Annotated in this window: 20 protein-coding genes and 1 pseudogene; 15 read left to right on the top strand and 6 right to left on the bottom strand. The window is 61.2% G+C overall.

Annotated features, from left to right (window positions below; translation table 11 throughout):
* Positions 1-3: 3 nt before the first annotated feature.
* From BWP39_RS05390 to BWP39_RS05370, 5 genes are all read left to right on the top strand, one after another.
* Positions 4-537, top strand: coding sequence for a GNAT family N-acetyltransferase (locus BWP39_RS05390; protein WP_096717580.1), 534 nt, complete (start codon positions 4-6; stop codon positions 535-537).
* Between the two features lie 163 nt (positions 538-700).
* Positions 701-1480, top strand: a complete 780-nt coding sequence (minC, locus tag BWP39_RS05385; RefSeq protein WP_096717578.1) for a septum site-determining protein MinC — start codon at positions 701-703, stop codon at positions 1478-1480.
* A gap of 96 nt (positions 1481-1576) precedes the next feature.
* On the top strand, positions 1577-2392 hold the full coding sequence (gene minD, locus BWP39_RS05380) for a septum site-determining protein MinD (protein WP_096717576.1): 816 nt from the start codon (positions 1577-1579) through the stop codon (positions 2390-2392).
* A 14-nt stretch (positions 2393-2406) separates the two neighbouring features.
* Positions 2407-2661, top strand: a complete 255-nt coding sequence (minE, locus tag BWP39_RS05375) for a cell division topological specificity factor MinE (protein ID WP_091011415.1) — start codon at positions 2407-2409, stop codon at positions 2659-2661.
* A 281-nt stretch (positions 2662-2942) separates the two neighbouring features.
* The gene (locus BWP39_RS05370; protein WP_096717574.1) at positions 2943-3254 is read left to right on the top strand and encodes a YXWGXW repeat-containing protein; all 312 of its coding nucleotides are present in this window, start codon (positions 2943-2945) and stop codon (positions 3252-3254) included.
* 195 nt (positions 3255-3449) lie between these two features.
* Here the strand turns inward: BWP39_RS05370 and BWP39_RS05365 are convergent, their stop codons facing one another.
* A complete protein-coding gene (locus tag BWP39_RS05365; RefSeq protein WP_096717572.1) occupies positions 3450-4859 on the bottom strand; it encodes a chloride channel protein in 1410 nt (469 codons plus the stop codon).
* A gap of 219 nt (positions 4860-5078) precedes the next feature.
* Between BWP39_RS05365 and waaC the strand changes: the two genes are divergently transcribed.
* Together waaC and BWP39_RS32475 are read left to right on the top strand one after the other, a co-directional pair.
* Positions 5079-6110, top strand: coding sequence for a lipopolysaccharide heptosyltransferase I (gene waaC, locus BWP39_RS05360; protein WP_096717570.1), 1032 nt, complete (start codon positions 5079-5081; stop codon positions 6108-6110).
* 281 nt (positions 6111-6391) lie between these two features.
* Entirely contained in the window at positions 6392-6526 is a 135-nt protein-coding gene (locus tag BWP39_RS32475; protein WP_268877163.1) for a hypothetical protein, read from the top strand.
* A gap of 80 nt (positions 6527-6606) precedes the next feature.
* Here BWP39_RS32475 and BWP39_RS05355 read toward each other — a convergent pair whose 3' ends face one another.
* The 4 genes from BWP39_RS05355 to BWP39_RS05340 form a co-directional block, all read right to left on the bottom strand.
* Positions 6607-6786 carry a hypothetical protein gene (locus tag BWP39_RS05355; protein WP_096717568.1) on the bottom strand — a complete coding sequence of 60 codons (180 nt, stop codon included), beginning with the start codon at positions 6784-6786 and terminating at the stop codon, positions 6607-6609.
* 115 nt (positions 6787-6901) lie between these two features.
* Positions 6902-8218, bottom strand: coding sequence for an MFS transporter (locus tag BWP39_RS05350; protein WP_096717566.1), 1317 nt, complete (start codon positions 8216-8218; stop codon positions 6902-6904).
* A 191-nt stretch (positions 8219-8409) separates the two neighbouring features.
* Entirely contained in the window at positions 8410-8880 is a 471-nt protein-coding gene (locus BWP39_RS05345; protein ID WP_096717564.1) for a TonB family protein, read from the bottom strand.
* A 98-nt stretch (positions 8881-8978) separates the two neighbouring features.
* The gene (locus BWP39_RS05340) at positions 8979-9191 is read right to left on the bottom strand and encodes a hypothetical protein (RefSeq protein ID WP_091011639.1); all 213 of its coding nucleotides are present in this window, start codon (positions 9189-9191) and stop codon (positions 8979-8981) included.
* Positions 9192-10451: 1260 nt separating this feature from the next.
* Here BWP39_RS05340 and BWP39_RS05335 point away from each other — a divergent pair.
* From BWP39_RS05335 to BWP39_RS05320, 5 genes and pseudogenes are all read left to right on the top strand, one after another.
* Positions 10452-11189: a response regulator transcription factor gene (locus tag BWP39_RS05335; RefSeq protein WP_096718571.1), complete on the top strand. Its 738-nt coding sequence runs from the start codon at positions 10452-10454 to the stop codon at positions 11187-11189.
* 74 nt (positions 11190-11263) lie between these two features.
* Positions 11264-13186, top strand: coding sequence for a CHASE2 domain-containing protein (locus BWP39_RS05330; RefSeq protein WP_096717562.1), 1923 nt, complete (start codon positions 11264-11266; stop codon positions 13184-13186).
* Between the two features lie 635 nt (positions 13187-13821).
* Positions 13822-13917 (top strand): annotated as a pseudogene (locus BWP39_RS32675) (ESPR domain-containing protein); the annotation flags it as partial.
* 102 nt (positions 13918-14019) lie between these two features.
* Positions 14020-18570, top strand: coding sequence for a beta strand repeat-containing protein (locus BWP39_RS05325; RefSeq protein ID WP_235851373.1), 4551 nt, complete (start codon positions 14020-14022; stop codon positions 18568-18570).
* 64 nt (positions 18571-18634) lie between these two features.
* Positions 18635-19444 carry an OmpA family protein gene (locus BWP39_RS05320; protein WP_096717558.1) on the top strand — a complete coding sequence of 270 codons (810 nt, stop codon included), beginning with the start codon at positions 18635-18637 and terminating at the stop codon, positions 19442-19444.
* 357 nt (positions 19445-19801) lie between these two features.
* Here the strand turns inward: BWP39_RS05320 and BWP39_RS31705 are convergent, their stop codons facing one another.
* Positions 19802-19954, bottom strand: a complete 153-nt coding sequence (locus tag BWP39_RS31705; RefSeq protein ID WP_157915122.1) for a hypothetical protein — start codon at positions 19952-19954, stop codon at positions 19802-19804.
* On the opposite strand from BWP39_RS31705, the gene BWP39_RS05315 reads away from it, so the two are divergent.
* The 3 genes from BWP39_RS05315 to BWP39_RS05305 all read left to right on the top strand — a co-directional run bounded on the left by BWP39_RS05315 (position 19953) and on the right by BWP39_RS05305 (position 26446).
* The gene (locus tag BWP39_RS05315; protein WP_096717556.1) at positions 19953-20720 is read left to right on the top strand and encodes an SDR family NAD(P)-dependent oxidoreductase; all 768 of its coding nucleotides are present in this window, start codon (positions 19953-19955) and stop codon (positions 20718-20720) included. The genes BWP39_RS31705 and BWP39_RS05315 overlap by 2 nt on opposite strands.
* A gap of 272 nt (positions 20721-20992) precedes the next feature.
* The gene (locus BWP39_RS05310; RefSeq protein WP_096717554.1) at positions 20993-23503 is read left to right on the top strand and encodes a type VI secretion system Vgr family protein; all 2511 of its coding nucleotides are present in this window, start codon (positions 20993-20995) and stop codon (positions 23501-23503) included.
* 66 nt (positions 23504-23569) lie between these two features.
* The gene (locus tag BWP39_RS05305; protein ID WP_096717552.1) at positions 23570-26446 is read left to right on the top strand and encodes a calcium-binding protein; all 2877 of its coding nucleotides are present in this window, start codon (positions 23570-23572) and stop codon (positions 26444-26446) included.
* Positions 26447-26464: the final 18 nt, after the last annotated feature.

Raw genomic sequence — 26464 nt, 5'->3', positions numbered from 1 at the left:
TGCATGATTCCGTCTCTGACCGTTCGCCGTATCACCGCCAGTCAAGGCGCCGTTTTCCGCGAACTTCGTACTGCGTCGTTGCGCGAAGCTCCCTATGCGTTCGGCGAAACGCTTGAAGACGCCCTTTCCGCCGATGCCTCCACGTTCGACGCCACCGCTGCGCGTCACGCGTTCTCCGCTACCGAAGCCTCGTTCATTCTCTATACCGAAGGCCATCCTGCCGGCCTGATCGACGCGTATTGCGACGACTCGGCCGCGCGTCGCGCGTTCGTCTGCGAGCTATGGGTGGCGCCGGCCGTGCGGCATCTGCGCGGCGGCGTGCTGCTCGTCGATACCGCCAGCGAATGGCTCGCGCGCGGCGGCGCACACGAGATCTACGCATGGATCGCCGACGCGAACCGCAACGCGATGCGTTTTTACGAAGTGCTCGGTTTTGGTCCGACCGGCGAGCATCGCCGCATCGAGCGCGTGCCGGAGCAGGGCGAAACGCTGCTGGTGCGGCACGTCAGGCACGCGTCCAGCGCGTCGGGCCGGTGAGCGGCGCGCTGTCTGCCGCGCCGCGGGTTCCGCGTTCCATCCATTCCGCTGTTCTTCTCTCGCACCGTGCGGCGCAGCATGCGCCGTTGCACGTGTGTTTCCCGAAAAAACTGGCCGCCCGCGTAGACGCCTGTAAAATACGCAAAATTTTTCGTCGAACGCTATGTCGCCCAAGAAATCGCCCTTTTTCGAACTGCGCAGCGGCTCCGTCGACACGCTTCTGTTCGTCGTGAAGACCACTGACCTCGATGCGATGCGCACCGAGCTGAACCGGCGCTTCGAGGCGACCCCGGAGTTTTTCGCCAACGATGTCGTCGCGATCGACGTGCGCCGCCTGAACGCCGACGAGCGGTTGCCGCTCGCCGAGGTCGCGCAGTTGCTCGACAGCGTGCGGATGCGGCCTGTCGGCGTCGTTGCATCGCCGGAGCAGCATGGCTGGGTGCTGGAAGCAGGCTTGCCGCTGCTCGAAGCGCGCGACCGGCGCGGTGCCGGCGCAAAACAGGCCGGTGACGAAGCTGCTGAAACCGCGGAAACATCTGCCGCAACGCCGGTGGTACCGGTGGTTCCAGACACCGTTCCCGCCGAACCGGTGCCGCTTGGCACCCCGTCGCAAACGCTCGTCATCGACAAGCCGTTGCGCTCGGGGCAGCGCATTTACGCAAAGGGCGATCTGGTCGTGCTCGGCATCGTGAGCTATGGCGCGGAAGTGATCGCGGAAGGCAACATCCATATCTACGCGCCGTTACGCGGCCGGGCGCTGGCCGGCGTGCAGGGCAATCACGATGCACGGATTTTCTGCACCTGTCTCGAGCCGGAACTGATTTCGATTGCGGGTATCTATCGTACGACTGAGAACCCGTTGCCGGCCGATGTGAACGGCAAGGCCGTGCAGATCTGGCTCGACGAAGAGAAATTGATGATCGAACCGCTGCGGCTCACCTGAGGCACGCGCCGAGCGCTGCGGCTGCGCATGCTGCTGACAACCGGTTGCAGCGCCTAATTGAAGTTGAAGAATCTGACGAACGCAAGGTAAGGCTAAATGGCAAAAATCATTGTGGTGACTTCGGGCAAGGGTGGCGTGGGCAAGACGACCACGAGCGCGAGTTTCGCATCGGGTCTCGCATTGCGCGGCCACAAGACCGCCGTGATCGACTTCGATGTGGGCCTGCGCAACCTCGACCTCATCATGGGCTGCGAGCGCCGCGTCGTGTACGACCTGATCAACGTGATCCAGGGCGAGGCGAACCTGAACCAGGCGCTCATCAAGGACAAGAAATGCGAGAACCTGTTCATCCTGCCCGCGTCGCAAACGCGCGATAAGGATGCGCTCACGCAGGACGGCGTCGAAAAGATCATCAACGATCTGATCGCGATGGACTTCGAATTTATCGTTTGCGATTCGCCGGCCGGGATTGAATCGGGTGCGCTGCTCGCGATGCACTACGCCGACGAAGCGCTGATCGTGACCAATCCGGAAGTGTCGTCGGTACGCGACTCGGACCGGATTCTCGGCATCCTGTCATCGAAGACGAAGCGCGCGATCGAAGGCAAGGACCCGATCAAGGAGCATCTGCTGATCACGCGCTACAACCCGAAGCGCGTCAGCGAAGGCGAGATGCTGTCGCTCACGGACATCCAGGAAATTCTGCGTATCGAGCTGATCGGTGTCGTGCCGGAATCGGAAGCGGTGCTGCATGCGTCGAACCAGGGGCTGCCGGCTGTGCACATCGAAGGTACCGATGTCGCCGAAGCGTATAAGGACATCGTGTCGCGCTTCCTTGGCGAAGAGAAGTCGCTACGTTTCACCGATTACCAGAAGCCGGGCCTGTTGCAGCGCCTCTTCGGCACCAAGTAAGGGGAGCGCACCTAATGTCGATTCTTTCGTTTTTGCTGGGAGAGAAGAAAAAATCCGCGTCGGTTGCGAAGGAACGCCTGCAGTTGATCATCGCGCACGAGCGCGGCGGCAACAAGGCGCCCGCCGACTATCTGCCGGCGTTGCAACGCGAACTCGTCGCCGTGATTTCGAAGTACGTGAAAATCTCCGACAACGATATCCGTGTGAGCCTCGAGCGTCAGGACGACCTCGAAGTGCTGGAAGTCAAGATCGAGATTCCGCAGGCCTGAGGGCCGGGTGTTGCGGTTGTTGCCTCATCCATCTGTCTAGCTGTCTAGCGGTTGTATGACACTGTCTGTCGCGCTGCATGTGTTGCCTTGATGGCGGCACGCGCAGCGCGCAACAACCTCCCCGCACTTTCCCCCTCGTCGCCTTTTCCCCTACGTCTGCTATCGCGGTGAAACACCTCGTTGCACTTCAGGTGCCCGCGTAATACGGCGGATGTCAGCCTCCCTGTCACCTCGCGCATTGAACGGATACGCCGTCAACGGTGTTCTTTCCTGAGGTGAATATGAACAGGTCTTTGCGCGTGCTGCTCGTCAATGCAGCACTGGTTATCGCCGGCGTAAGTGCGGTGGCGTCGTCTGCATCTGCGGAAGTAATCATCGTCGCGCCGTCCGCACCGCCAGCGGTGCGCTACGAAGTCGTGCCCGCCGCGCGGGTCGGATATGTCTGGGATCACGGTCACTGGCGCTGGGATCGCGGCCAGTACGTGTGGGAGGCGGGTCACTGGCAGGCTGAGCGCATCGGTTATCACTGGGTGCCGGGGCACTGGGCCGGTCGTGGTGATGGCTGGCGCTGGATCGATGGTCACTGGGCTTGAGCGTCGACAAGTTTCGATAAGCGTCGATCCGTGTCGCTCGGTGTCGATGTGCGGTGCCGCAGGTAGCGGCGCCGCTTTCAGGAAGCATGCGATGAAAACAAGACTGCTGGCAGCGCTGCTGCTTGCTATGACGCTTGCCGGCTGCATCGTCGTGCCGGCACGCCCTGCGTATTACCGGCCCGCGCCGGTCGTCATCTACTGACGCGGGGTATCGGTTGGGGCTGCGTCGGTGGCCTCAGCCGGTTCGGGCTCGTCGTCGATCAGCGCCTCCGGCACTTCGGGAACGGGTACGGGGGCCGGCTGCGGCAACGGCGCCATATAGCGCGTTGCCAGCGATTCATACAGCGGCGGCGCGAAGAGCCGCGACACGCGGCTGGAAATCAGCGCGGTCGCCATCAGCGAGATCACCAGTGCATGACCGTTGATCATCTCCATCACGATCACAAACGACGTAATCGGCGATTGCGTGACGGCGGCCAGATAACCGACCATGGCGAGCGCGATCAGCATCTGCAGTTGCATGCCGCTGAATACGGTGTGCAGCAGGTTGCCGAAGCCCGCGCCGATCGACAGCGACGGCGCAAAGATGCCACCAGGAATGCCGGGCAGGTACGAGCCCACCATCGAGATCATCTTCAGAAACGGATAGAACAGCGACAGTTGCTCGTGACCGTCGAGCAGCCCACGCGCTTCCGCATAGCCGCTCCCGAATGTCGTCCCGCCTGAAATCAGTCCGACTACCGCGATGATGAAGCCGCACAGCGCCGCGAACGCAACCGGCCGCTCGCCGTGCAACTGGCGCAGCGGCGCCGGAATCCAGCGGGCGGTGTTCAGCAGCAGCCAGCCGAACACGCCGCCTGCAATGCCGGTGACGACCGCGGTCAACACCACGGCGACGGCGAGCAGATCCGGAAAGTGCGCACCGATCTCGATCGTGCCGAAGTACGTGTAGTTGCCGTTGAGCCCCAGCGCAATCACACCGGCGATGATGATCGCCGTGATCAGCACGCCGCTCGCGCGCGCTTCGAAGCTGCGCGTCAGTTCCTCGATCGCGAAGACGATGCCGGCCAGCGGCGTATTGAACGCAGCGGACAGACCGGCTGCGGCGCCCGCGAGCACGAGCTGACGTTCGATCAGCGCGTTCGAACGCGGATAGAAGCGGCGCAGATTGAACATCAGTGCCGCGCCGACCTGGACCGTCGGTCCTTCGCGGCCGATCGTAAACCCACCGAGAATACCGAGGAACGACACCAGAATCTTGCCGACGAGAATCTCCAGCGTGAGCAGACGCGCGCCAGATTCACCCGGTTTGGTGTGCAGCGTGGCGATGACCTGAGGAATACCGCTACCTTCGGCGCCACGAAAAAACCGGCGCGTGAGCCAGACCGCGGCCGCGGCGACGGCGGGTGTGAGCAGGAGCGGCAACCACACGTAGTGATGCTGCATCGACCGGAAGGCGTTGTAGCCCCAGTCGATCAGGCGCGCATAGAGCACCGCAATCAGGCCGACCGCGATCGCACCGAGCCAGAAGATGCCGTACTGCCGCCAGAGGCGCCGTGCGCGTCTGGCCAGCGTGGAAGAGAGGACAGGCAGAGCCCGGGGCATGGTGTATCTGCAGATGCAAAGCGGCGATTATAACGGCGGAACCTGCACGAAAAATGTGCTGAAAGTGAATTGAAATAATCGTTCTGAATGTCAAGCTCAGTAACGTCCAGTAACGCTCTTGTGACGCTGTAAGGGTATCGTGCGATTTACCGGCCGTTGATGTATAAGCATGGTCGGATAAAATCACGCCTGCGACCGATTACGGTAACGGACTACCCCATGAAGCGAATTCTTATCGTCAAGGTCACCTCGATGGGCGACGTCATCCAGGCCCAGCCGGTTGTTGCCGATCTCAAACGCGCGTTTCCCGGCGTCAAGGTCGATTGGGCTGCTGACGAAGCCTTTGCAGAAATTGCCCGCTGGAACGTCGGCACCGACCGCGTGTTGTGCGCGCCGCTGCGCCGCTTCAAGAAAGCGCGTCGCTGGGCCGACTTCAAGGCGATCTGGGCGTCGATCGCCGAACTGCGTGCCGAGCACTACGACGTGGTGCTCGACATTCATGGCGTCTACAAGAGCGCCATCATTTCGTTTCTCACGCGTTCGTCGCGACGGCTCGGCTACCAGGCCAAGGACCTCGGCGAGCGCGGCGCGGCATTTGCCTACACGGGCCGCTTTGCGCCACGTGGCGACGTCAATGCGTGGTATGGCATGCGCGAGACGGTGAGCCGCGCACTCGGCTATACGCTCGAAGATCCGCCGATCTATAACCTGCAAGTGCCGCGCGCCACGCACACGGCAGCGGATGCGCCGCCGCCTGACGCTTCGCCGCTCGCCATCCTGTTCCATGCAGCATCGAAGGACGACAAGAAGTGGCCGACCTCGCACTGGGCCGCGGTAGCCCGCGACCTGCTCGGGCGCGGCTATCGCGTCGTGTTGCCGTGGGGATCGCTCGCCGAACATAGCGAAGCCACCGACATCGTCGCGCAGGTCCCATCCGCAACCTTGCTGCCGCAGATGACGCTGACCGGCATCGCGCAACTGATCCAGGACTGCCAGCTGGTGGTCGGCGTCGACACAGGCTTCGTACACCTCGCACATGCGTTGCAGAAGCGCGCGGTGATGATTTTCATCGCGACGTCGGCGGAGCATTTCGGCAATCACACGCCGTACCGTTCGGTGTCGGTTGGAGATGGCCGGCGCGTGCCGAGCATCGACGAAGCGCTGCAGGCTATCGATCACGTGCATGCGGTGCCGACCGTTCCACCGGCATCGCTTTCCGTCGGCGCAACACCGTCTGCCGCCGCGGCATAACGGTTTTTCTCCTCGCTGTCGAAACCCGAACGCACGCGTAAAGCGTGCGTTTTCACATGGGCGAACGTGGTTTCGCACGGACGGCCGCATTACACGCTTGTTAAATCTGTCGCTGTTCTTCTACAAATGCGCCGCGGAAGGCCGGTTTATGCGTTCTGTGTAACATCGCGGGCGACTTCGCTTACAAATTGCAACGTTCGTGCAGTATCGCGTCGTGTTCAATCGGAAGTATTCGAGATCGCGAGATCGATCGAATCATACTGACCCGACGGGAGAACGATGTGAAACGCTTGACGCTAACCTTGATTGCCGGCGCGCTGCTGACAGCCGCGCTGGGTGGTTGCATTGTGGTACCGGCGCCGGGCTACTACGGTGGCGGCGGTTATTACCACGGTGGCGGCGGATACTACCGCTAACGATGAGGGTGGCGTCACGGGCAAGCGCGCGTGACGCCATTCATTCCTGCGCAGCGCGAACTTGCGCGAATGCGAGGCTGTTACGAGAGCATCATTTCGAACGCGACGACCGCGGCAATCGCTGCCGCGTTGGCTGCGAGCGCTTCGACGACAATTCCTTTCCACGTGACTGGCTTGAAGCGGATTGCCAGCAGTAAGGAACCGAGCAATGCCAGCGCGATGATCATCACGATATCTGCGTTGCTGATCTGAATACCCACGGGCGCCTCCAGTTTTCAGGATCCTGGTGTCGAACTCAATTCGAGTATAGGCACGCCAAAAAACCGCGCAAGGCGGGGAAACTCCGCAGCTACGCGGCGTTTTCTGCAATATTCCTTACATCAAGCGTGTATCGCGCGTCTCGCGCATGCACAGCACACCGATCAGGCTGACGAGCGCGGCCACCGACACATACCCCCCCACCCACGACAATCCACCGCGTGCGGCGAGCACCTGAGCGATATACGGCGCGACCGACGCCCCGAGAATCCCCCCGAGGTTGTACGAAACACCTGCACCGGTGTAGCGCACGTTGGTCGGAAACAACTCCGGCAACAACGCGCCCATCGGCGCGAACGTAACGCCCATCAGGAACAGCTCGATCACGAGAAACAGCAATACGAGCGGCACCGAACCGCTACCGAGCAGTGGCTCCATCGCGAAGCCCGACAGGATCGCGGCAACGATGCCGACGATCAGCACCGGCTTGCGGCCGAAGCGGTCGCTAGCCCACGCGGAAATCGGCGTTGCGAATGCCATGAACAGCACCGCGATGCACAGCAGGCCGAGGAAGCCTGGTCGTGTGAAGTGCAATGTCGATACGCCGTACGACAGCGAGAACACCGTCGAGATGTAGAACAGCGTGTAGCAGACGACCATCGCGAGCGCGCCGAGCAGCGTGGGACCGCCGTGCTTCGACAGCAGCTCGGCGATCGGCACGCGCACGCGTTCCTTGCGTTCGATGGCGGCGCGGAAGGCCGGCGTCTCGGCAATCTTGAGCCGCACGTAAAGGCCGAGCGCGACCAGCACGGCGCTCACGAGGAACGGCACGCGCCATCCCCAGCTGCGAAACTGCTCATCCGACAGCGTGAGCGCGAGACCGAAGAACAGACCGTTCGATGCCAGAAAACCAACCGACGGCCCGAGCTGCGGAAACATGCCGAACCAGCCGCGCTTACCAGCGGGCGCGTTCTCGGTAGCGAGCAACGCCGCGCCGCCCCATTCACCGCCAAGCCCGATGCCCTGACCGAAGCGCAGCACGCACAGCAGGATCGGCGCGAGACTACCGATCGAGTCGTAGCCGGGGACGAAGCCGATTAGCGTCGTCGACAGACCCATGACGAGCAGCGACGCGACGAGCGTCGACTTGCGGCCGATGCGGTCGCCGAAGTGGCCGAACAGAAACGAACCGATCGGTCGCGCGATGAAGGCGATACCGAACGTGACGAACGCGGACAGCGCCTGAGCGGTCGCCGAACCGTGCGGAAAGAACACCGGGCCGATCACGAGCGCGGCGGCGGTGGCATAGACGTAGAAATCGTAGAACTCGATCGCGGTGCCGATGAAGCTCGCGAAGATGACCCGCGACGCGCTGTTTTGCCCGGCCGATTCAGACTGGCCGGGTTGCACGGTGGAAATCGGTGGTGTGGACATCAAAAGTCTCCAGGTGTCGTGATGCTGCCTTGTTGTGCGAGGGCAGGTGCCCGCGGCGGCAGCGTTTTATGTTCATTGGGGCAAGCGGGCATGCGGTGGGGATGCGTGAATCCGGCCGCAACGGCCTGACAGCTTACCTCGGGTGGTGGCGCGTTGTGAATGGTCGCGAACGGCTGCGGGACGGTGTGACGTCAGTCGATTGTTTGTGCTTGCGGCGAGGCGAGCGTACGCAACTGGAATTTACCGTCGTCGTTGAAGAGCCAGTCTTCCATCAGCTCGAGCCGGCCGCGGCCGTTGAGTAGTTTGGCGGGCGGTTGCGGCAGCGGCGCCGAACGGCGTAGCGAATTGAGCGCTGTGCTTTCTGCTTCGTCGTCACCGTTGGTGCGATATACCGATGAAGCGACCACGCGGCCGTCGCGATCGACGGTGAATGAAACGACCACGAGCGAGCGCAGCATCGCTTGTGGTGTACCCGTCAGTACGGTCGAGGGATTGCGTTCCTGAATGCGACGCGCAACCGCGTCGCGATACCGGTCGAGCGCGGCGCTGTTCATCGCCGCTAGCGGCACCGATAGCGCAGGTCGTTGGGGCGGGGTGAAGGTGCAGGCGGTCGCTGTCAGCGCGACAGCGAGCGCCGTGCAGGAACGAAAACGCGTGAACATCGCGGCACGCCTTGCAGGCAGACTGTGCTTCGAATGCTAGTCGAAACAGGCGGCTTTGCAATCGGTGGTGATCCGCAACGTTCGATGCGAGTGAAGACTTACTGGAGCGACAACTGCGCGCAGGGATCGCTGGGCACGGTGGTGCATCCATACGAATACTGACCGCTCTTTGCGATCAGATCCTTGCCCGCCTTGAGATCGCCGCGGAATTCCGGCGAGCTTTCGTAAGCAATGAAGGTCGAGCACATGACGGCAGACAGTACGACCAATGAGAACGCGATCTTTTCGAGTAGCTGATAACGATGAGGCATGAGCATGGCTTCCAGATTGGGTTGCCATCATACCTCATACTAAGGGTTTATACCTAGTTGGCGCCGCCCCTTTAACGTCCTGAAACCAATGCTAAATGACAATTACAAATTGAAACTTGTATGACACACCGGCTCATGGGACATTGGAGTCGCGTTCAGCAGTAACCCCTCGGGACGCATATTGATAGGGCCGCGGCGATGTCTGCGGCTTTTTTTTCGCCCGCTTTTTGAAGTCGGGTGAGAATGTGCCATTGCAAAATGTCTGATTCAGGCTTAAAGAAATATTCGAGTTGTCTGAATGGATCATTGGCAGTTCATTCAAGCAGCCGTTTGTCGATTTCGTTCGTAATGCGATTAAAAAATCAAGGTGTTGAAGTTCATTCAACATGCCGATGATCGCCGATGTGCTCCTCGTGGAGCCGCGTTACCACCTGCTGTGAACGGACGGCCAGGCTTGTCCACGCTACCGCTCCCGCATCATCAAGCTGTCACGCGCCGATGGCGACCCGGACACGGAAAGGCGTGCTGTTGTGCACCGACGTACCCAAATATTAGACATTATTAAATATTGCAATAGGCGTCTTTATCGTAAGACTTCGTGTGGACAAAGTAATAGTCTTGTGCCAAAGTTCCGGCAGGCACTTAACACGCCTTTTTGCCGGCGATGCTACAGGAAATACCACGAAAGTCGGCAAAACTGCTTGTTCGAGTATCAGTAAAACAGGTGCTTGAGAGATTCCCGAGATAAAGAAGCCGATGAGCGCCGCGAAGGCGCGCGTCGATCTGATGCGCGATGGCACAAACGCGTGCGCAGATGGGAGAGGGTCGTAACCATGGACATCACAGGACCGGCAGGCTGGCGGAACAACCTGCGAACTGAAGCGAACCACCTGCATCAATCGGCCCCTTCGCGCGCCATTTCCGCAGGTCTGGAACATCACGACGGCCTCTCGTAAGCCGGCCGCCCGTCCACCTTGATCTCTGTTGTTGAACGTCCTCGCATCGAGGCGAGAGTAAGTTTTGCCCGTGTTTCGCAACCGCGATGTTGCGTACTACGGTGCGTGTATTGACATCAAAGCGTTGCGGTCTTCTGTTGCCATACCTGCGTCATGAAAAGTGCTCGCTGTCCGATGGGTCGTGCCAGTTTGCGCATAACGACGGCCATGCGTCGCGTTGCGTTCATTGGCGCGGCGTGTCCCGACGGACGACGCGTGAGCGATCAAGTCGTGCCGCACCAGTCCTGATGAACGGATGGCGCCTATGCGTGTGCTAGTTGTCGAAGATGACCCCGTGCATGCCAAAGCGGTGGTGAGAGTCGTCGGCCCGTTGGGACACGACATCATCGAAGTCGGCGACGGCGAGGAAGCCGTGCGTCTTCTCAGATCGCAGCCGGTCGATCTGGTCATTCTGGACTGGCTGCTGCCCAGGATGAGCGGCTTCGAAGTGCTGTACTGGATTCGCCGCAACCTCGGTGACCTGCCTGCGGTGCTCTTTCTGACGAACAAAACCCTCGATGACGATATCGTCCTGGCGATGGAAGCCGGCGCCGACGACTATCTCGTGAAGCCGTTTCGTGTCGGGGAACTGACCGCGCGGGTCAATGCGCTGCTGCGGCGGGTCACACACGATCTGGAACGGACCGACCAGATCCGCGCCGGCGACTATACGCTCGACACGCTGGGCCGCACCGTCGCGTTGCGCGGCGAGCGTATCGAGCTCACCCCTAAAGAATTCGATCTCACCGCGCTGTTCTTCAACAACCTCGGGAAGCTGCTGTCGCGCAAGGTTGTCAGCATCAGTACGTGGGGGCGCGAGCTCGACCCCGCATCGCGCACGCTCGACACCCACGTCTATCGCGTGCGGCAGAAGCTGGCCCTCGCCCCTGAAAACGGCCTGCGGCTGAGCGCCGTCTACACACACGGATACCGGCTGGAAGAAGTGCCGTCGAAGTCGCCCCGAAGTGCCGTGCCAGACCCGAACGTGTTGCCGTGCAACTGATCTGCGATCCAGGCGAGGCGCCCGGGCGCCCCACCGATCAAACGACCGGCTCGCGACCTCGCAGGCGAACGTTGATGTCGGGTCGTGACCCGGACGCCAGCCATCCTCGCATGCTGCAGGAATGGCTGGCGTTCGGCGTCTTCCTGCTGTTGCTATGTGTTGTACTCGACGTTTCACGGCTATTGCGCGGAGCGGATCTGTTCTTTTTCGACACGGTGCAACCGCTGCTTCAGCAGCCCACACCCAAGAAGATCGTCCTCGTCGCCATCGACGACGCCAGTGTCAATGCGCTGGGCGGATGGCCGGTGCCGCGCAGTGCCTATGCCGAACTGATCGACTGGCTCACTGACGCCGGTGCGTCTGCCGTCGGGCTCGACATTGCGATGCCGAACGCCGGCAGAGTCGATCCTGGCGGCGACGATCAGCTCGCGAAGGCGATGACACGCAACGCGAAAGTCGTGCTGCCGGTTCTGCTTGTCGATACCCCCGCGGGTACCCATGTCGTTCCGCCCGTTGCGCCGATCAGGGAGGCCGCGTTCGCGATCGCTCGAACCGATTCGTACGCGGATGTAGACGGGATGTCCCGCAGCTTCTATCGGGTCGAACGGTTCACCGGCGCGAACTCGATGCATATGAGCGAGGCGCTGCTGAGGGCCGCCGGTTCGAACCCGGTTCGCTGCGAAGAATCCCCGGGCTCGACTCGAGATGGGGCCGGCGCGTGTCGACGGTATGTGCCGACAGGAGGTGAGCCGTCGCACGCGTCTTACTCGTTGATCGATGTGTTGCGGGGCCGGGTGGCTGCGTCGATTTTCAACGGGGCGATTGTCGTCGTTGGTCCGACTTCCAGTACCACGGACACGCATTTCGTCAGCACGAGCGGCGATCGATCTCCATTGACCGACGTCGCATTTCTGGCCGACGCCACTGACGGGATGGCAAGCGGATCGCTGGTCGATCCGGTATCGGACGCGGGCCAGTTGCTGCTCAATCTGTGCGTGTTGCCGTTCCTGTGCGCGGGGCTGTCTGTGCTCGGGCCGCGCGCCGGATTGCTTGCCTGCGTCACGCTTGCGCTGGCTACGTATGCTGCGTCTCTCGTGCTGCTCGCAGTCGCGCACGTCTTCTACTTTCCGGGCGCCGCGGCCGCGATGTGCCTCGCGGCGTATCCCGTCTGGGCGTGGTGCCGGCAGGGGATGGCGCTGCGCTACGTGAGCCAGCAGGCAGAGAGCGTCATGGGCGAACTGGCGCTCGCGTGCGGACCGCCCATCCGCGTTAACGCGCTCGATTCGCGACAACCGCGCGTCGTCACGCAGCGATGCACGGTCGAACGCGAGCAGGACACAGCACTGCGTTTTTTCTCCCACGACGTCCGCTCTCCCCAGGCCGCGATACTCACCTTGATCGAACAGCGTCGCCATGCGCCGACGGACATGCCGGAAGCGCGCTTCATCGATCTGGTGAGCCAGTACGCGGAATCGACGCTCGCCCTGGTGGATCAGTTCCTGTTACTCGCCCGCGCAGAGAGACGCACGCTGTCACTGACCACGGTCGATCTGGCGTTCCTGCTCCACGACACCATCGATGACTTCTGGCCACATGCCACGGCGAAACGCACACGGGTCGATCTGATCGCCGAGCCCGGCATCCTGATCGACGCCGATGCGCAGATGCTGCGTCGCGCGGTGGGCAATCTGATCGACAACGCCATCAAGTTTGGACCCGAGAACGCGACGGTCACGGTGAATGCGTGTGCATGCGAGCGCTATCAGTCCGTTGCAATTGCCGATCAAGGCATCGGCATACCCGCCGATCAAATCCCGAATCTGTTTACCGAATTCACCCGGATCGATGCGCATAGTGATCGCCCTGGTCACGGCCTTGGGCTCGCCTTCGTTAAAAGCGTCATTGATGCGCTTGGCGGGAAAATTCTTGTCGAAAGTCGGGTGGGGCAAGGGTCTATTTTTACGCTTCTTTTGCCGAAGCAGTCGACTGCAAATTGATGGTTATATCGACAGACTAGCCGGAAAGCCTTTGTTGAACTATTCCGCCAGTGCGTGATTCCATTCGCGAATTCTCTTCCGGTTGATTAATAGGATAGTTTGTCAAGGCGGCCTTTCGCGCCAGATGTAAATCTTAAATCAATTGGTCAATACCCCCTTTCTTCGTCAGGTGGGGAACTTCATTTTTAACATTGTGAACCGCTACGTGGCGCGGTATTGCTTGTCGGGCCTGCGTTCACGTTTTCATTCGTCACATTTCTGTGACAATTGTTCAAAATTATTTACTCCATTTTTCCACTTGCCATCCATTACTCTACGATTCAGCACATTCTTGCCTGAGTCACATGGGTAATTTGAATGGAAATGCGTAGCGAATAAATTAAATTGAGTTATCTGGATTGAGGAAATTCATTGGGTTCCCCAATGGATGCGTGCGTCTGGTGCGTAAGAATTTATTTATTGAATTCCGTGTGTACTCGCATTCCAGAAAAGAATTGTACTGAAGTTGTTTTATCCGGAAACAGGCTCGCGTTAATTCAGGAAAGCGCGAGACAGGCCCGCACGTTCGCTGGCAGACCGCCAGTGGGCAGGTGCATTGAATAGAACACGTCGACTACAGCCTGGCAGGAAAAATTATGAACAAGGTATATCGCTCGATCTGGAACAGCGCGCGCGGCGCTTTTGTCGCCGTGTCCGAGATAGACACCGCAGCAGGAAAAGGAAAGTCGAGATCGTCGTCCGGCACGGTCGACCAACGCGGAGGGCCGGCCAGCAGAGTCGATCGGCGGCGAGCTATCGCTGTTGGGATCATGCTGATGTCTGCGGGAGGTGTCTTGATTCCGCGGGCAGCGGTGGCGCAGGCAGTGGCTGGCGGCTCGGCCGGGGGCGCGAATTCGGTGGCAGTCGGATCAGGCTCAAATGCGGCGGGAAACCTGGGAATTGCGGTAGGCCAGAATGCAGCGGCAACCGGACTTAACACGACTGCTCTGGGCACAAATAGCCAGGCGGTTGGCAATTTCGCCACAGCGGTTGGCACCAATGCTGATGCGGCGGATGAGTTCGCGACGTCGGTAGGTTATCTCTCTACTGCGGCATCAGGCGCAACAGCGCTTGGCGCATTCGCGTCCGCAACCGGTGGGTTTGCGATGGCATTCGGCGAGCATTCGAGCGCGTCGGGTTCGTTCGGCGTTGCGATGGGTGGCGGTGCCGCGGCAAATGGCAACTTTACCGTGGCAGTCGGCGGAAGTGCTTTGGCGGCGGCGCTGCAAGCCACCGCACTGGGTTACCTGGCAACTGCTGCGGGCGTGAGCGGGGTTGCACTGGGGAATCAGGCGCAGGTGTCGGCCGCCGCCGCTGGCGGCCTGGCGGTTGGTAGCGGCGCGTCGTCGGGCGGCGGGTCAGCGGTTGCGCTCGGTACCAATACGGGTTCCACGGGCTCGGCTTCCATCGCCATCGGTGCGGGCGGCGGCACGGCCGGTGTCCCCGGCTCGGGTACGCAGGCTACGGGCGACCAGTCCATTGCCATCGGCTTTACCACGTTAGCCACGGGCACCTATGCGCAGGCGCTCGGCGCCGCGTCGACCGCCACCGGAGTTGCCTCGGTTGCGCTCGGACATACCTCGACGGCCACCGGTACCAATGCGCTAGCCATTGGTGCTGCCGCGAACGCGCTGGCCGACAATACGATTGCACTCGGCGATCAGGCGACGGCCACGAGCGGCCTGGCGACAGCGATCGGCGCGGGCAGCACCGCGACGGGCGTGGATTCCACCGCTGTGGGTGGGCGTGCCGGTGCGTCGGGCCAGTACAGTATCGCGATCGGAGCCGGGGACCTCACGGGAGCGACAGCCGCTGCCAGTGCTTCGGGTCTGGAAGCGATTGCCATCGGTAATGGTTCAGTCGCGACAATCGACTATGCCACCGCGCTCGGACAGGCCGCCACCGCCGGCGGAACCGGTTCTGTTGCAGTAGGTCCTTCTGCCAAGGCGACCGGGTATTTCAGCGTCGCCATCGGCGATCTGGCGCTGGCGACCTCCACGTCCGCTGTCGCATTGGGACCCGGCGCCACCGCAGGCGCCAATAATTCGATTGCCCTCGGTATCAACTCGGTTGCGTCGGGCGTTTCCGGGACGGCTTTGGGCGCCGGTAGCACGGCCGCGAACAATGGGACGGCGGTCGGCGTCAACGCGGCCGCCTCCGGCACGCAGGGCACGGCGCTTGGCGAACAGACGACAGCCAGCGGCACCAATGCACTGGCCGCCGGCGCCCAGGCGACTGCCTCGGCTAACCGGGCCACCGCGCTTGGTACGAATTCACAGGCACTTGCTGTATCGACGGTTGCGTTCGGCGACACCAGCATCGTGGCCGCCGCCGCGGGCACAGGTTCCATCGCGGGTGGCCACAACTCGCAGGTGACTAGCGGCACCGGCGCCGTCGCGCTCGGCGAAGGCCAGACGGCAAGCGGTAACGGTGCAGTGGCGATCGGCGATCCGAATACGGCTAACGGTAACGGTGCCGTCGCGATGGGCGCGACCAACACCGCGAACGGCAATGGCGCAGTCGCACTGGGGAATACGAACATAGCGACCGGACAGGGATCGGTTGCGCTCGGCAATGCATCGCAGGCGAATATCGCGGGTTCGATCGCGATCGGCGACACCGCGGTGGTGCAGGCCGCTGCGACAGGCGGTGTTGCACTCGGCTCGGGGGCGACGACGAGCGTGGCGAACAGTGTGGCGCTCGGTGCGAACTCGACGACGACCGCGGGTGTGCCGACTGCCAGTGCGGTGATCGGCGGCGTCACGTACAACTTTGCCGGCGTAACACCGGCTGGGGTGGTGAGCGTCGGCGCTCCGGGAGCGGAGCGACAGATCCAGAACGTCGCGGCCGGACAGTTGAGTGGAACCAGCACGGATGCAGTGAACGGCTCGCAACTCTTTGCGACGAACCAGCAGGTGACGGCCAACACCACGGCGATCACCAACATCAACAACGGTGGCGGCATCAAGTACTTCCATGCGAATTCGACGCTTCCCGACAGTCAGGCAAACGGCGTCAACAGTGTGGCGATCGGACCGAACGCTGTGGCGAACAACGCGGGTGACGTCGCACTGGGCAATGGTTCGACGACAGCCGCGGTGACACCGACCGCGGGTGCGACGATCGGTGGTGTCGCCTATACGTTTGCAGGGACCAGTCCGACCAGCGCCGTGAGCGTTGGAGCGGCCGGCGCCGAGCGGCAGATCCAGAACGTCGCGGCCGGGCAACTGACTGCCACGAGCACGGATGCCGTGAATGGCTCGCAACTGTTCGCGACCAACCAGCAGGTAACGGCCAACTCGACCGAGCTGACGAACATCAACAACGGTGGCGGCATCAAGTACTTCCACGCGAATTCGACCGATCCTGATTCGACGGCGAGCGGCGCCGATTCGGTGGCGATCGGCGGTAACGCGCAGGCGACGCAGGCGAATTCCGTCGCGCTCGGTGCGAATACGACGACGACTGCGGCTGTCGCGACGGGCAATGCGGTGATCGGCGGCGTCACGTACAACTTCGCGGGTGCGACACCTGCGGGCGTGGTGAGCGTCGGTGCAGCGGGAGCGGAGCGGCAGATCCAGAACGTGGCTGCAGGGCAGTTGAGCGGCACCAGCACGGATGCCGTGAATGGTTCGCAGCTCTTCGCGACCAACCAGCAGGTGGACGCGAACACGACCGCGATCTCGAACATCAGCAACGGTTCGGGTATCAAGTACTTCCACGCGGACTCTACGCTCGCCGACAGTCAGGCAACGGGTACGGACAGCATCGCGGTCGGTCCCCAGGCGGTCGCGAGCGCCGCGGACAGCTTCGCGGCCGGCACCGGTGCGCAGGCGACAACCGCCAACGCGATGGCACTCGGTGCACAGACGACCGCTTCGATCGACGGCAGTGTCGCGATCGGCTCGGGTTCGGTCTCCGACCGCACGATTGCAGCGGGAAGCGGCACGATTCCGGCCGGCACGCATACGGTTCCATTCAACACGTCCGATGAGACGCTGCTGGGCGCTGTGTCATTCGGTAGCACAACGGGCAACACGTACCGGCAGCTCATCAACGTCGCGGACGGCACCAGCGCACACGATGCAGTGACAGTCCGGCAGCTGACCGGTGCGCTTGCAGCGTTCTCCGTGACGCCGACGCTGTACTTCCACGCGAATTCGACAGCCGCTGATTCGCTGGCGGCGGGTCAGGAGTCGATCGCCGTGGGGCCGACGACGGTGGTCAATAGCGCTAACGGTATTGGCATCGGTAACGGTGCGGCCGTCCAGCAGACTGCGCCTGGTGGTGTGGCCATCGGTCAGGCTGCGAATTCCGGGCAGGCCGATGCGATTGCACTGGGTAGTGGAGCGAATGCGACCGGTCCGCAGTCGATTGCGCAGGGTGCCAACTCTGTTTCCAGTGCGGCGGGTGGTATCTCGATCGGCTCGGGCGCGAACAGCAGTGCTGCCGATGCGTTGGCGCTCGGCTCCGGTGCAAGCGCCAGCTTTGCAAACAGCGTGGCGATCGGTGCAGGCTCGGTCACGACGGTAGGCGCCCAGTCGAACTACATCGCGTACGGCCTGAGCAGCCCGCAGTCATCGGTGGGTGAGGTCAACATCGGCAACCGCAAGATCACGGGTGTAGCAGCAGGCTCGGCCGGGACGGACGCCGTCAACGTCAGCCAGCTTCAGGCCGTCGACCAGAGTCTCACCACCCAGATCCAGAACCTCGTCAACAACAACGGCGGTAACGGCGGCTTCCCGTCGACGCCTGGCACCACGACAGCACCTTCATCGACCGGCTCGAACTCGTCGGCGGGCGGTAACGGCGCGGTCGCTTCCGGCTCGAACAGTACGGCAGTAGGTAACGGTTCGACTGCATCCGGTCCGAGTTCGACCACGCTCGGTGCAGGCTCGACGTCCTCGGGTAACAACTCGGTGGCGATCGGGGCGGGAAGCAACGACGGAGGACGCAGCAACGTCGTCTCGATCGGCACGGCGGACTCGCCGCGGCAGATCACGAACGTCGCCGCAGGCACCGCACCGACCGATGGCGTCAACGTCGGCCAGTTGAACGCCGCACTCGGCAACGCGAACGCCTACACCGACGCCCAGATCCAGGGTCTGCGGCGCGACGCGGATGGCGGCACGGCGAGCGCGATGGCGGTGGCCGGTCTGCCACAACCGTCGGGACCGGGCAAGAGCATGGTGTCGATCGCGGGCAGTATCTATCGAAGCCAGTCGGGCCAGGCAATCGGTATCTCGACGATCTCGGAGAACAACCACTGGATCTACAAGGCCGCAGTCACGACCAATACGCGCAACGACTACGGCGCCGTGATCGGTGCGGGCTATCAATGGTAAGCAGGGCGGCTGCGCCAGAGCGGTCCAGCGCGCTGCCTTTCTCACTTTGGAAAACGGGTACACCATGAAAATGCAATCGATTGCTGCTCTCTCCATCACCGTGCTGGCAGCCCTGTTTATAGAGGGCTGTGCGGCACCCCAGTCTCCGCCCGTGTTTCCGAACCCACAGGCGGCCTCGCCCGCGGGCGGCACGTTCGTGAACATCGATAACCTGCGCAACGTCGCGGTGGGCCTGAACAAGGACCAGCTGTACGACCTGATCGGACCACCGCAATTTCATGAATGGTTCGTCGGCAATCACGTGTGGAACTACCTGTTCGACTTCCGGCGCGGCAACGAGGTGGTCTCCTGCCAGTATCAGGTGCAGTACGACAGCCACATGCGGGTGAGCGGTACTTACTGGCGGGACCCGGTGTGTGCGGACTTCCTGAAGGCGCCTGTACAGACGACGGTAGTCACGGAGGTGTCGAAGCCCGTTCCACTCGATGAGTTCTCGATCCAGAGCGAGGCGCTGTTTCCGTTCGGCAAGTCGAGTCTGGCTTCGATGTTGCCGAAGGGGCGCGCCGAACTCGATGCGGTGGCCGCGAAGATCCGTGCGAGAGATGGAGTGACGCGCATCGATGTCGTAGGGCATACCGACCGGATCGGAACGGACGCGATCAACCGTCCGCTGTCGGTCGCGCGGGCGGACACGGTACGGGCGTATCTGATCGATCGCGGACTGGATGCGCAACTCATTCACGCGGAAGGAGTCGGGTCGAGCCAGCCTGTCACGCATTGTCCGGGTGGTGAGTCGGCGGCGGTGATTGCGTGTTTGCAGCCGGACCGGCGTGTTGAAATTACGCTTTATGGGCAGCGTAAGGCGGGGGCGTAGAGAATTTATCAAGCCGTCATGCGATGCAGTCGAGCGCGGCTGCATCGCTTGCACCCGGGAGGCCGATCATCGTGCGGTCCCTTCCGGCGCGCTTCATCGTATAGGGCGGGCCGTCTGCGTGTGCGAGTAAAGCCGCGAGGGAATCATCCTCCCGCTACCGAGGCCCGTTCCTGATTCAAGACCTGTGCCCCAGTCTTCCGAGCCGGGCACACGGCCTACCTGTAGAACACACTATCGATTCATACCCAACGGCTATCGGCAGACCGAGTGGCAACACCACACGGCGACTACCTGGTTGCGGACTTCCATTCTTTATCGCCGGGCACCCAACAAAGCGCACAGCACGAGGAATAGAACCTATTCCTCGCGGATGACTACCGCGCATTCGTGCGCGAGCGGACGATACACCTCAACCTGTGCATGAACGCATTGGCGCACATGCAGCAGTCCGCCAGTTCCTGCTTCGAGCATATAGGCGGACCGTTCAACACTCACTATCGAGGTCATCATGACGCAAGCTCCGAAAGGAAAACTCGCACTTATCACCGGCTCTTCTCGCGGCATCGGCGCTGCCATCGCGACGCGTCTCGCGCGCGACGGCGCATCGGTCGTCGTTCACTACGCGTCGAGCCCGGAACGTGCTGAGGCGGTGGTCAAGGCAATCCGCGATGCAGGCGGCGAGGCCGAAGCGGTTGGCGCCAATCTGTCGAAGCCCGAAGGAGTGACGGCGCTGATCGATGCGGTGAATGGGGTGTTCGGCGGCAAGTTCGAAGGCCGGCTCGATATTCTCGTCAACAACGCGGGTACGGTTGAATACGGGCCGTTCCTCGAGTCGTCAGACACGTCGTATGACACACATTTCAATCTCAATGTGCGTGCCCCGATCGAACTGGCGAAGGACGCGGCAAAGCGCATGACCAAGACGGGCTGGGGACGCATTATCAATGTGGGTTCTGCTTTCGGAGAAGCTGCGCCGCTGCCGGGTGTCACGCTTTATATTGCGTCGAAGTTTGCCATTCGAGGTTTCACGCGGGGTCTTTCACGTGAACTCGGGAAGTATGGTGTGACCGTCAATGCGGTTCAGCCGGGTCCGATCGATACCGAACTGGCTCCCCAGCCAGGGACCGAGGAACACGCGACGATGACGAGGCTCGCTAGCGTGGGTCGTTTCGGCAAGCCCGAAGAAATCGCGGCGGCAGTGGCGTATCTGGCGAGTCCGGAAGCGGGGTACACGACCGGGGAAAGTCTGACGGTTGATGGGGGGTGGATTGCTTGAGGGAGGCAATGGGCCGTAAAGCCCGATGGAGTCGGGCTTTACGGGGCACCGGTGAATCGTCCGGATTATTTAATTCGCATACTATAAGCCCGACGATAATCGCAGCCATGAAATCCTGTCTCGGTTTTTCGCTTAATGTCAGGGATTGTCAGACTTAGAAGGCGGTATTCCCTGAATTTGATACGATTGCAACAGGCGAAGTAAATGAAGTCAAACAGGCCGCGCCTTTAGGGTAGCGGCCGTATTGCGTTTTCGATCGTACGGGGTTTCACATGGTTAACGAATTGCTCGACAAGGCGCTGCGCGCTGGCTATACGCAGTCGGGCCGACTCATCAAACTCGATACACCGCTGGGCGCTGACTGGCTTATACCGATGTATGTGACAGGATCGGCCCGCCTTGGTGGCAATTTCGAGATCACCGTCGATGCCGTCTCGAACTACGGCGACAAAATCAAACTCGGTCAACTGGTCCTCAAACCGGTGACACTCTGGATACAACAGGCCGATGGCAGTTATATGCCGGTTCATGGTTACGTGCAGCACGCGCGTCGCCTTGGTAGCGACGGGTCAACGACCTGTTTTCAGATACGGTTCGCCTCATGGCTGAGTCTGCTCAAGCTCAGTAGCGATTGCCGCGACTGGCAGGAAGCCGACGGCACCCGGATTCTCTCCGACGTATTCGCGAAGACGCCACAGGCATCGGGACAATATCGCTTCGATCTGCGCTCGCCGGTACGCTCGTACTCGCAGCGTGTGCAGTGGGAAGACGACTGGAACTTCACCTATCGCAGCATGGAAGAACTCGGCATCTTCCCGCGCTTCGAATTCGCAAAGGACGGCAAGTCCCATACGGTCGTCATCATGGACGACCTGTACTTTGTTCCGCCGTTGCCCGAACAGGTGGTGAGATTCAGCCGCTCGGGGACGAACGAGGAATTCGACGGGCTGACGCAGTGGAGCGAGCAGCAGGATTCGCAAAGCGAATCGATTACGACGAATACGTTCGACTACATGCGGCCCGACCTGCCGAAGGAAATCAATTCTCCTGCATTCAACCAGGCCGAATTGCCCGCACAGGGTGAGAACTACGTTTATACCGGTGGGTACTCGTGGTCGGACAGCGCGATGGGCGAACAGCAGGCGCGTATTCTCGCGGAGGAAATGGCAAGTCGCTCGAAACGGTATTTCGGCGTCGGTAGCCTGCGGTGCGCGTTGCCGGGTTACTGGTACAGGCTCGATGGCCATCCTGTGCACGATACCGAGCCGGAACACGACCGTGAGATGGCAATCATCGGAGTCGACTGGCTGATCCAGAACAACATCCCTGGCATTGAATCCCTCGCACGGTTTCCGGACAGTCTGCGCTTCGAAGTCGAACAGGCACGCGCAACGGGTGCGGGATCGACGGTTCGACACACCGACGGTAGCGCCGGATTTTTCCAGGTGGAAATCGAGGCACAGCGCCGGCGCGTACCATTCCGCAGTCCGTTCGTGCACCAGAAGCCGGAGATGCATCTGCAGACGGGTGTTATCGGCACGCCCGACAACGAAGAAATCTTTATCGATTCATTGAACCGCTCGAAGGTGTGGCTCTCATGGAGTCGCAAGGGCCGTAACGAACGTGCATCGGCGTGGATACGTGCAGCGATGCCGGACGCGGGCCAGCAGCGTGGTGGTCACTTCGCCTTGAGGAAAGGAGACGAAGTGCTGGTCGCATTTGTCAACGGCGATTGCGACCGTCCCGTCATTATCTCGAGACTGCACGGGGGCGCGACGAAACCGGTGTTCCACTCGCACGGCCTGCACTCCGGTTTTCGTTCGAAGGAGTACGGCGGCGACGGGTTCAACGAATTCCTGATGGACGATGCGAGCGGCCAGAACCGCATGAGTCTGAGTTCGACCAGTTACGCAACCGGTCTGCAGATGGGGTATCTGATCCAGCATTCGGACAACACGCGAGGCGCATTCGTCGGCACAGGCTTCGACCTGAAATCGGGTGCGTATGGTGCGATCCGCGCCGCACAGGGCGTACTCATTTCGACGCAGCCCGTCGCAGCGCAGCCGATGAACATGACGCCAGCCACCGGGCAACTCGCGGGCGCAGAGGCCGTTCTCGAAACCGTGTCGAAAGCGAGCGAGACCAACCGGGGCGAGAGCCTGCAGGACGGTCACGACGCACTCAAGACGTTTACTGATGCAACCCAGCACAGCGTTGCAGCTTCGCTCGGCAAGGGTGGGCGCACAGCGGGTGGCGGCACCGGCAACGCGAACGGATTTTCGAAGCCGGTCATGGTGCTGTCGAGTCCTGACGGCATCGCCGCAACCACACAGCAGTCCGTCCACCTCACCGCGGATCAGCATGTCAACACCGTTGCCCGGAAGAACATCGTTCTCGCGGCGGGTAAATCGTTGCTCGCGAGCGTCATGGACGGTATCAGCCTGTTCGCGCAGAACCTCGGGATCAAGCTCATTGCGGGCAAGGGGAAGATTGACATTCAGGCACTCAGCGATGCGATGAACCTGCTTTCGCAACTGGACCTGAAAGTCGAGAGTGCGACGGGACGGCTGGTCCTGACGGCGAAAACCGAAGTGTGGCTGGGTGCGGGTGGCTCGTATATCAGCATCAAGGGCGCGGGCATCGAGAACGTCACGACGGGTCACATTCTGGAGCGGTGCGCATCATGGGACAAGCCGAGCGGCGCGAGTGCGACGAACCTCGATCCGTTGCAGGCCACACCCATTGCGACGAAGGGTGGCCGGGGCAGGAGTTTTTCCGGCTGACCGTTTCACGCCAACCGCGTCCGGCTACAATTCTTCAGACAAGAAGCACAACGAGAACCGGGTCACATGAGCAATTCGCATCCCCACCCTGCAGCAGCTGCCCCGGCTGCTCCAGCCACGCCTGCCGCACCGCCCTTCACGCCGGTGAAATGGAGCTTTCCATTTGCGCCATCCGGCAAGGACGACGCAGGCGACCCGATGACCTACATGAAGGCACTCGGCAATGCCGGAAACGGTTTCTATCCGCTCGGCGCAAACGGTCTCTGGCATGGCGGGATTCACTTCGACGGGCAAACCGCCAGTGCGCTGAAACAGGACGGCGGCATCCGCGCGATTGCCGACGGTGAAGTTGTCGCCTACCGGCTCGACACGAAATATCCCGAACTGGTGTTTAAGGACAAGCGCACTTCGCTGTATTCGACAGGCTTTGTGCTGATCCGCCACAAGCTGCAACTGCCGCCGCCGGACCCGAAACCGGCTACCGCCCAATCGGGCACGGCGAGCGCTCCGGCGGCATCCAGCACGGCCGCTGCCCCCGCCCCTGCTGCGAGCGCGGCAAGTGCCCCGGCGGCGGCCGCAAGTGCGCCGAACCCTGCGAGTGCAGCGAGCACCCCTGTCCAGCCGCCGAAGGCTCCCGATGGCGATACGTTGGTGTTTTTCAGCCTGTATATGCACGTGATGGACTGGGCAGCGTATCAACTGGCAATGGAAGCCGCCAGCGATACCAGCGCTACGCCCGATCCGAACGCGCCGCACATTGCACCGATGCCGTACTGGGAAGGTGACAGCTATTACCGCGTTGGTGACAGGGCGAAGGACCCGCAGGATGTTCCCAAGCCGAAGACGCCGCCGCCATCTGAAGGTCTGGATACCGACGCGCTTACGAAATTCATTCAGAACGATTTTCAGGCGCTGTCGCCCACACCGGCCGCTCCCGACCTGGAACTGCCAGCCCCGGCACCCGTTGTCGGTATTCGCGTGCGCGAGGTGCCGAACGGAAAGATTACCGGCCTGCTTCCCAGGGGATCGGAACTGATTATCTCGGAGACGGAGAAATCTGGCACACCGGGTTGGGCGAAGATCGCGACGATCAAAAGCGGCACTCCCGTGGGACCGGTCGTCGGGCAGGACCCTTCGCCGCATGCTCCGTACGGTTGGGTATATGTCAAGGACCTGGATATCGTGGTCGACCCCAAGCCCCTCGATCAGGTGGTAGTGCTCAAAAAACCGTTCCACGTGGCCGCGGGTACCGTGATCGGATACATCGGCGAGTATCAGGAATACACCGATTCGAGCGCGCTGCCGCCGAAGCCCGCACATCCGATGCTGCATCTGGAAACGTTCGCTGGCCCCGATCTGGGCGCGTTCATCAAGCGCAGTCAGGATCGGGTGAAACAGTCATCCCGGGCGCAGACTAAATCGTTTCTGGAAATCTCGCCGGGTGCGTTGCTGGTGACGGATGTTCCTGAACCCGATCAGACGCTGACGCAGATCGGTCTGAGTCTGGTTCCCGTCGGCAACGCGCAAGGTTCACGCTGGATCAAGGTACAACCGAAGGGTGCCCCTCCGGCTCATCCGCATCCTCATTCCAGCGGTCAGGCACACCCTCCGGCAACGCCGCACCTCCAGCCAGTCGGGACACCTCTCTGGGTCGATGCCAGTCTGGCGGGTCAGACGACGAGAGCCGTAGTCAAGGGCTGGAGCAACTTCCCGTTGAAGGTCTCGAACGCGAAGGGACCAGGGGCGGATTTCCGTGATGTGTTCCGCCGCATTGACCTCGACAAACTCGGCGCGGAGAACGTCGCGAAGGAGGACGGCACGGGTCCGCGCTGGTGGAACATCACGATCGGCACAAAGGACGGTGCGACGCGTCAGGGCTGGGTGTGTGAGAAGGATCATCCGCTCACGCGTCTGTGCGGGCCGTGGGACTGGCCGGGCTTTGATCTGATCGACAACAGCAGTATCAAGCCAATCGACATGCTCAAGCGCTACCTGTACGTCACGCAGCAGCTACTTGAGGGCGAGGACGAATCGGAATTCAAGCCGAGCACGTCGCTGGTGAACGCTGGCGAACTCATCACGAAGCTGGAAAAGGCGATTGATACGAATCACGATGGCAAGATCACCGCACAGGAACTGAAAGCGGCGCAGCAGGTGCCATGGCTCGCGGAGGCGCTATCGCATCTGGTGGTCCGGTGTGAAAGCGAATGGGGTGGTGGTCCCGGCAAGTGGGAAGAACTCAATCCGTTGATGAAGAAACTGCTGTGGCTTTGGAAAAGCGAGCTTGAGCGGATTGGCAAGCTGCAATGGTGGGAGCAGGTGACGGGTGTTGAGGGATTCCCGAAGGAACCGACGCCGTGGCATTTCCATCCGGTTGGGTTCATCGGGAATTTCATTAATTCAGGTGATAAAACAAGGGTTCTTCGACTATCCGATCAAGATGTAGATGATTTGATTAAAGTTACAGCAACTGAGGTTGCGCTGAGCTTGAATGATGATAATTTGGGAAAACAGGCCGGTGCGGTTGTTGATACCATTTTAAACCGCCGGATGTCTGGGCTTGAAAAGTGGAGCACAATTAGAGGTGTAATTAATGAAAGGTGGCAGTTCTCGGACATCAATGCTCCGAGACCAAGCGCTTATGGAAGTGTGCAAAATGTCCCTGAAAGCCGCGTTTCTCAGAGGGTAAGGTCCCTGGTTCTCGCTCACTTACAAGATCGGGCTAACGGCGGGGCTTCTCTGGTTGGAAATAACTTGAGCTATGCAAATCCATATGCTTTAGACGAGGCTTCGGATGCAACGAGAGCGTGGGTTGAAGATGTCGTCCATCAAGCAAGCATTACTGGGTATAGGTATGGAAGTGGACGTGCGGTTCATGTACATGGCACAACGCAGGGACTAATGCCTTCCAGGCCAGACCCTTATACCATAGAGCTTCCGTAGCCATAGAATCACTAACCT

The sequence above is a fragment of the Paraburkholderia acidicola genome, from assembly GCF_002362315.1.
GTDB classification, from domain to species: Bacteria; Pseudomonadota; Gammaproteobacteria; order Burkholderiales; family Burkholderiaceae; genus Paraburkholderia; species Paraburkholderia acidicola.
This window is presented reverse-complemented; position numbering and strand designations above follow the sequence as displayed.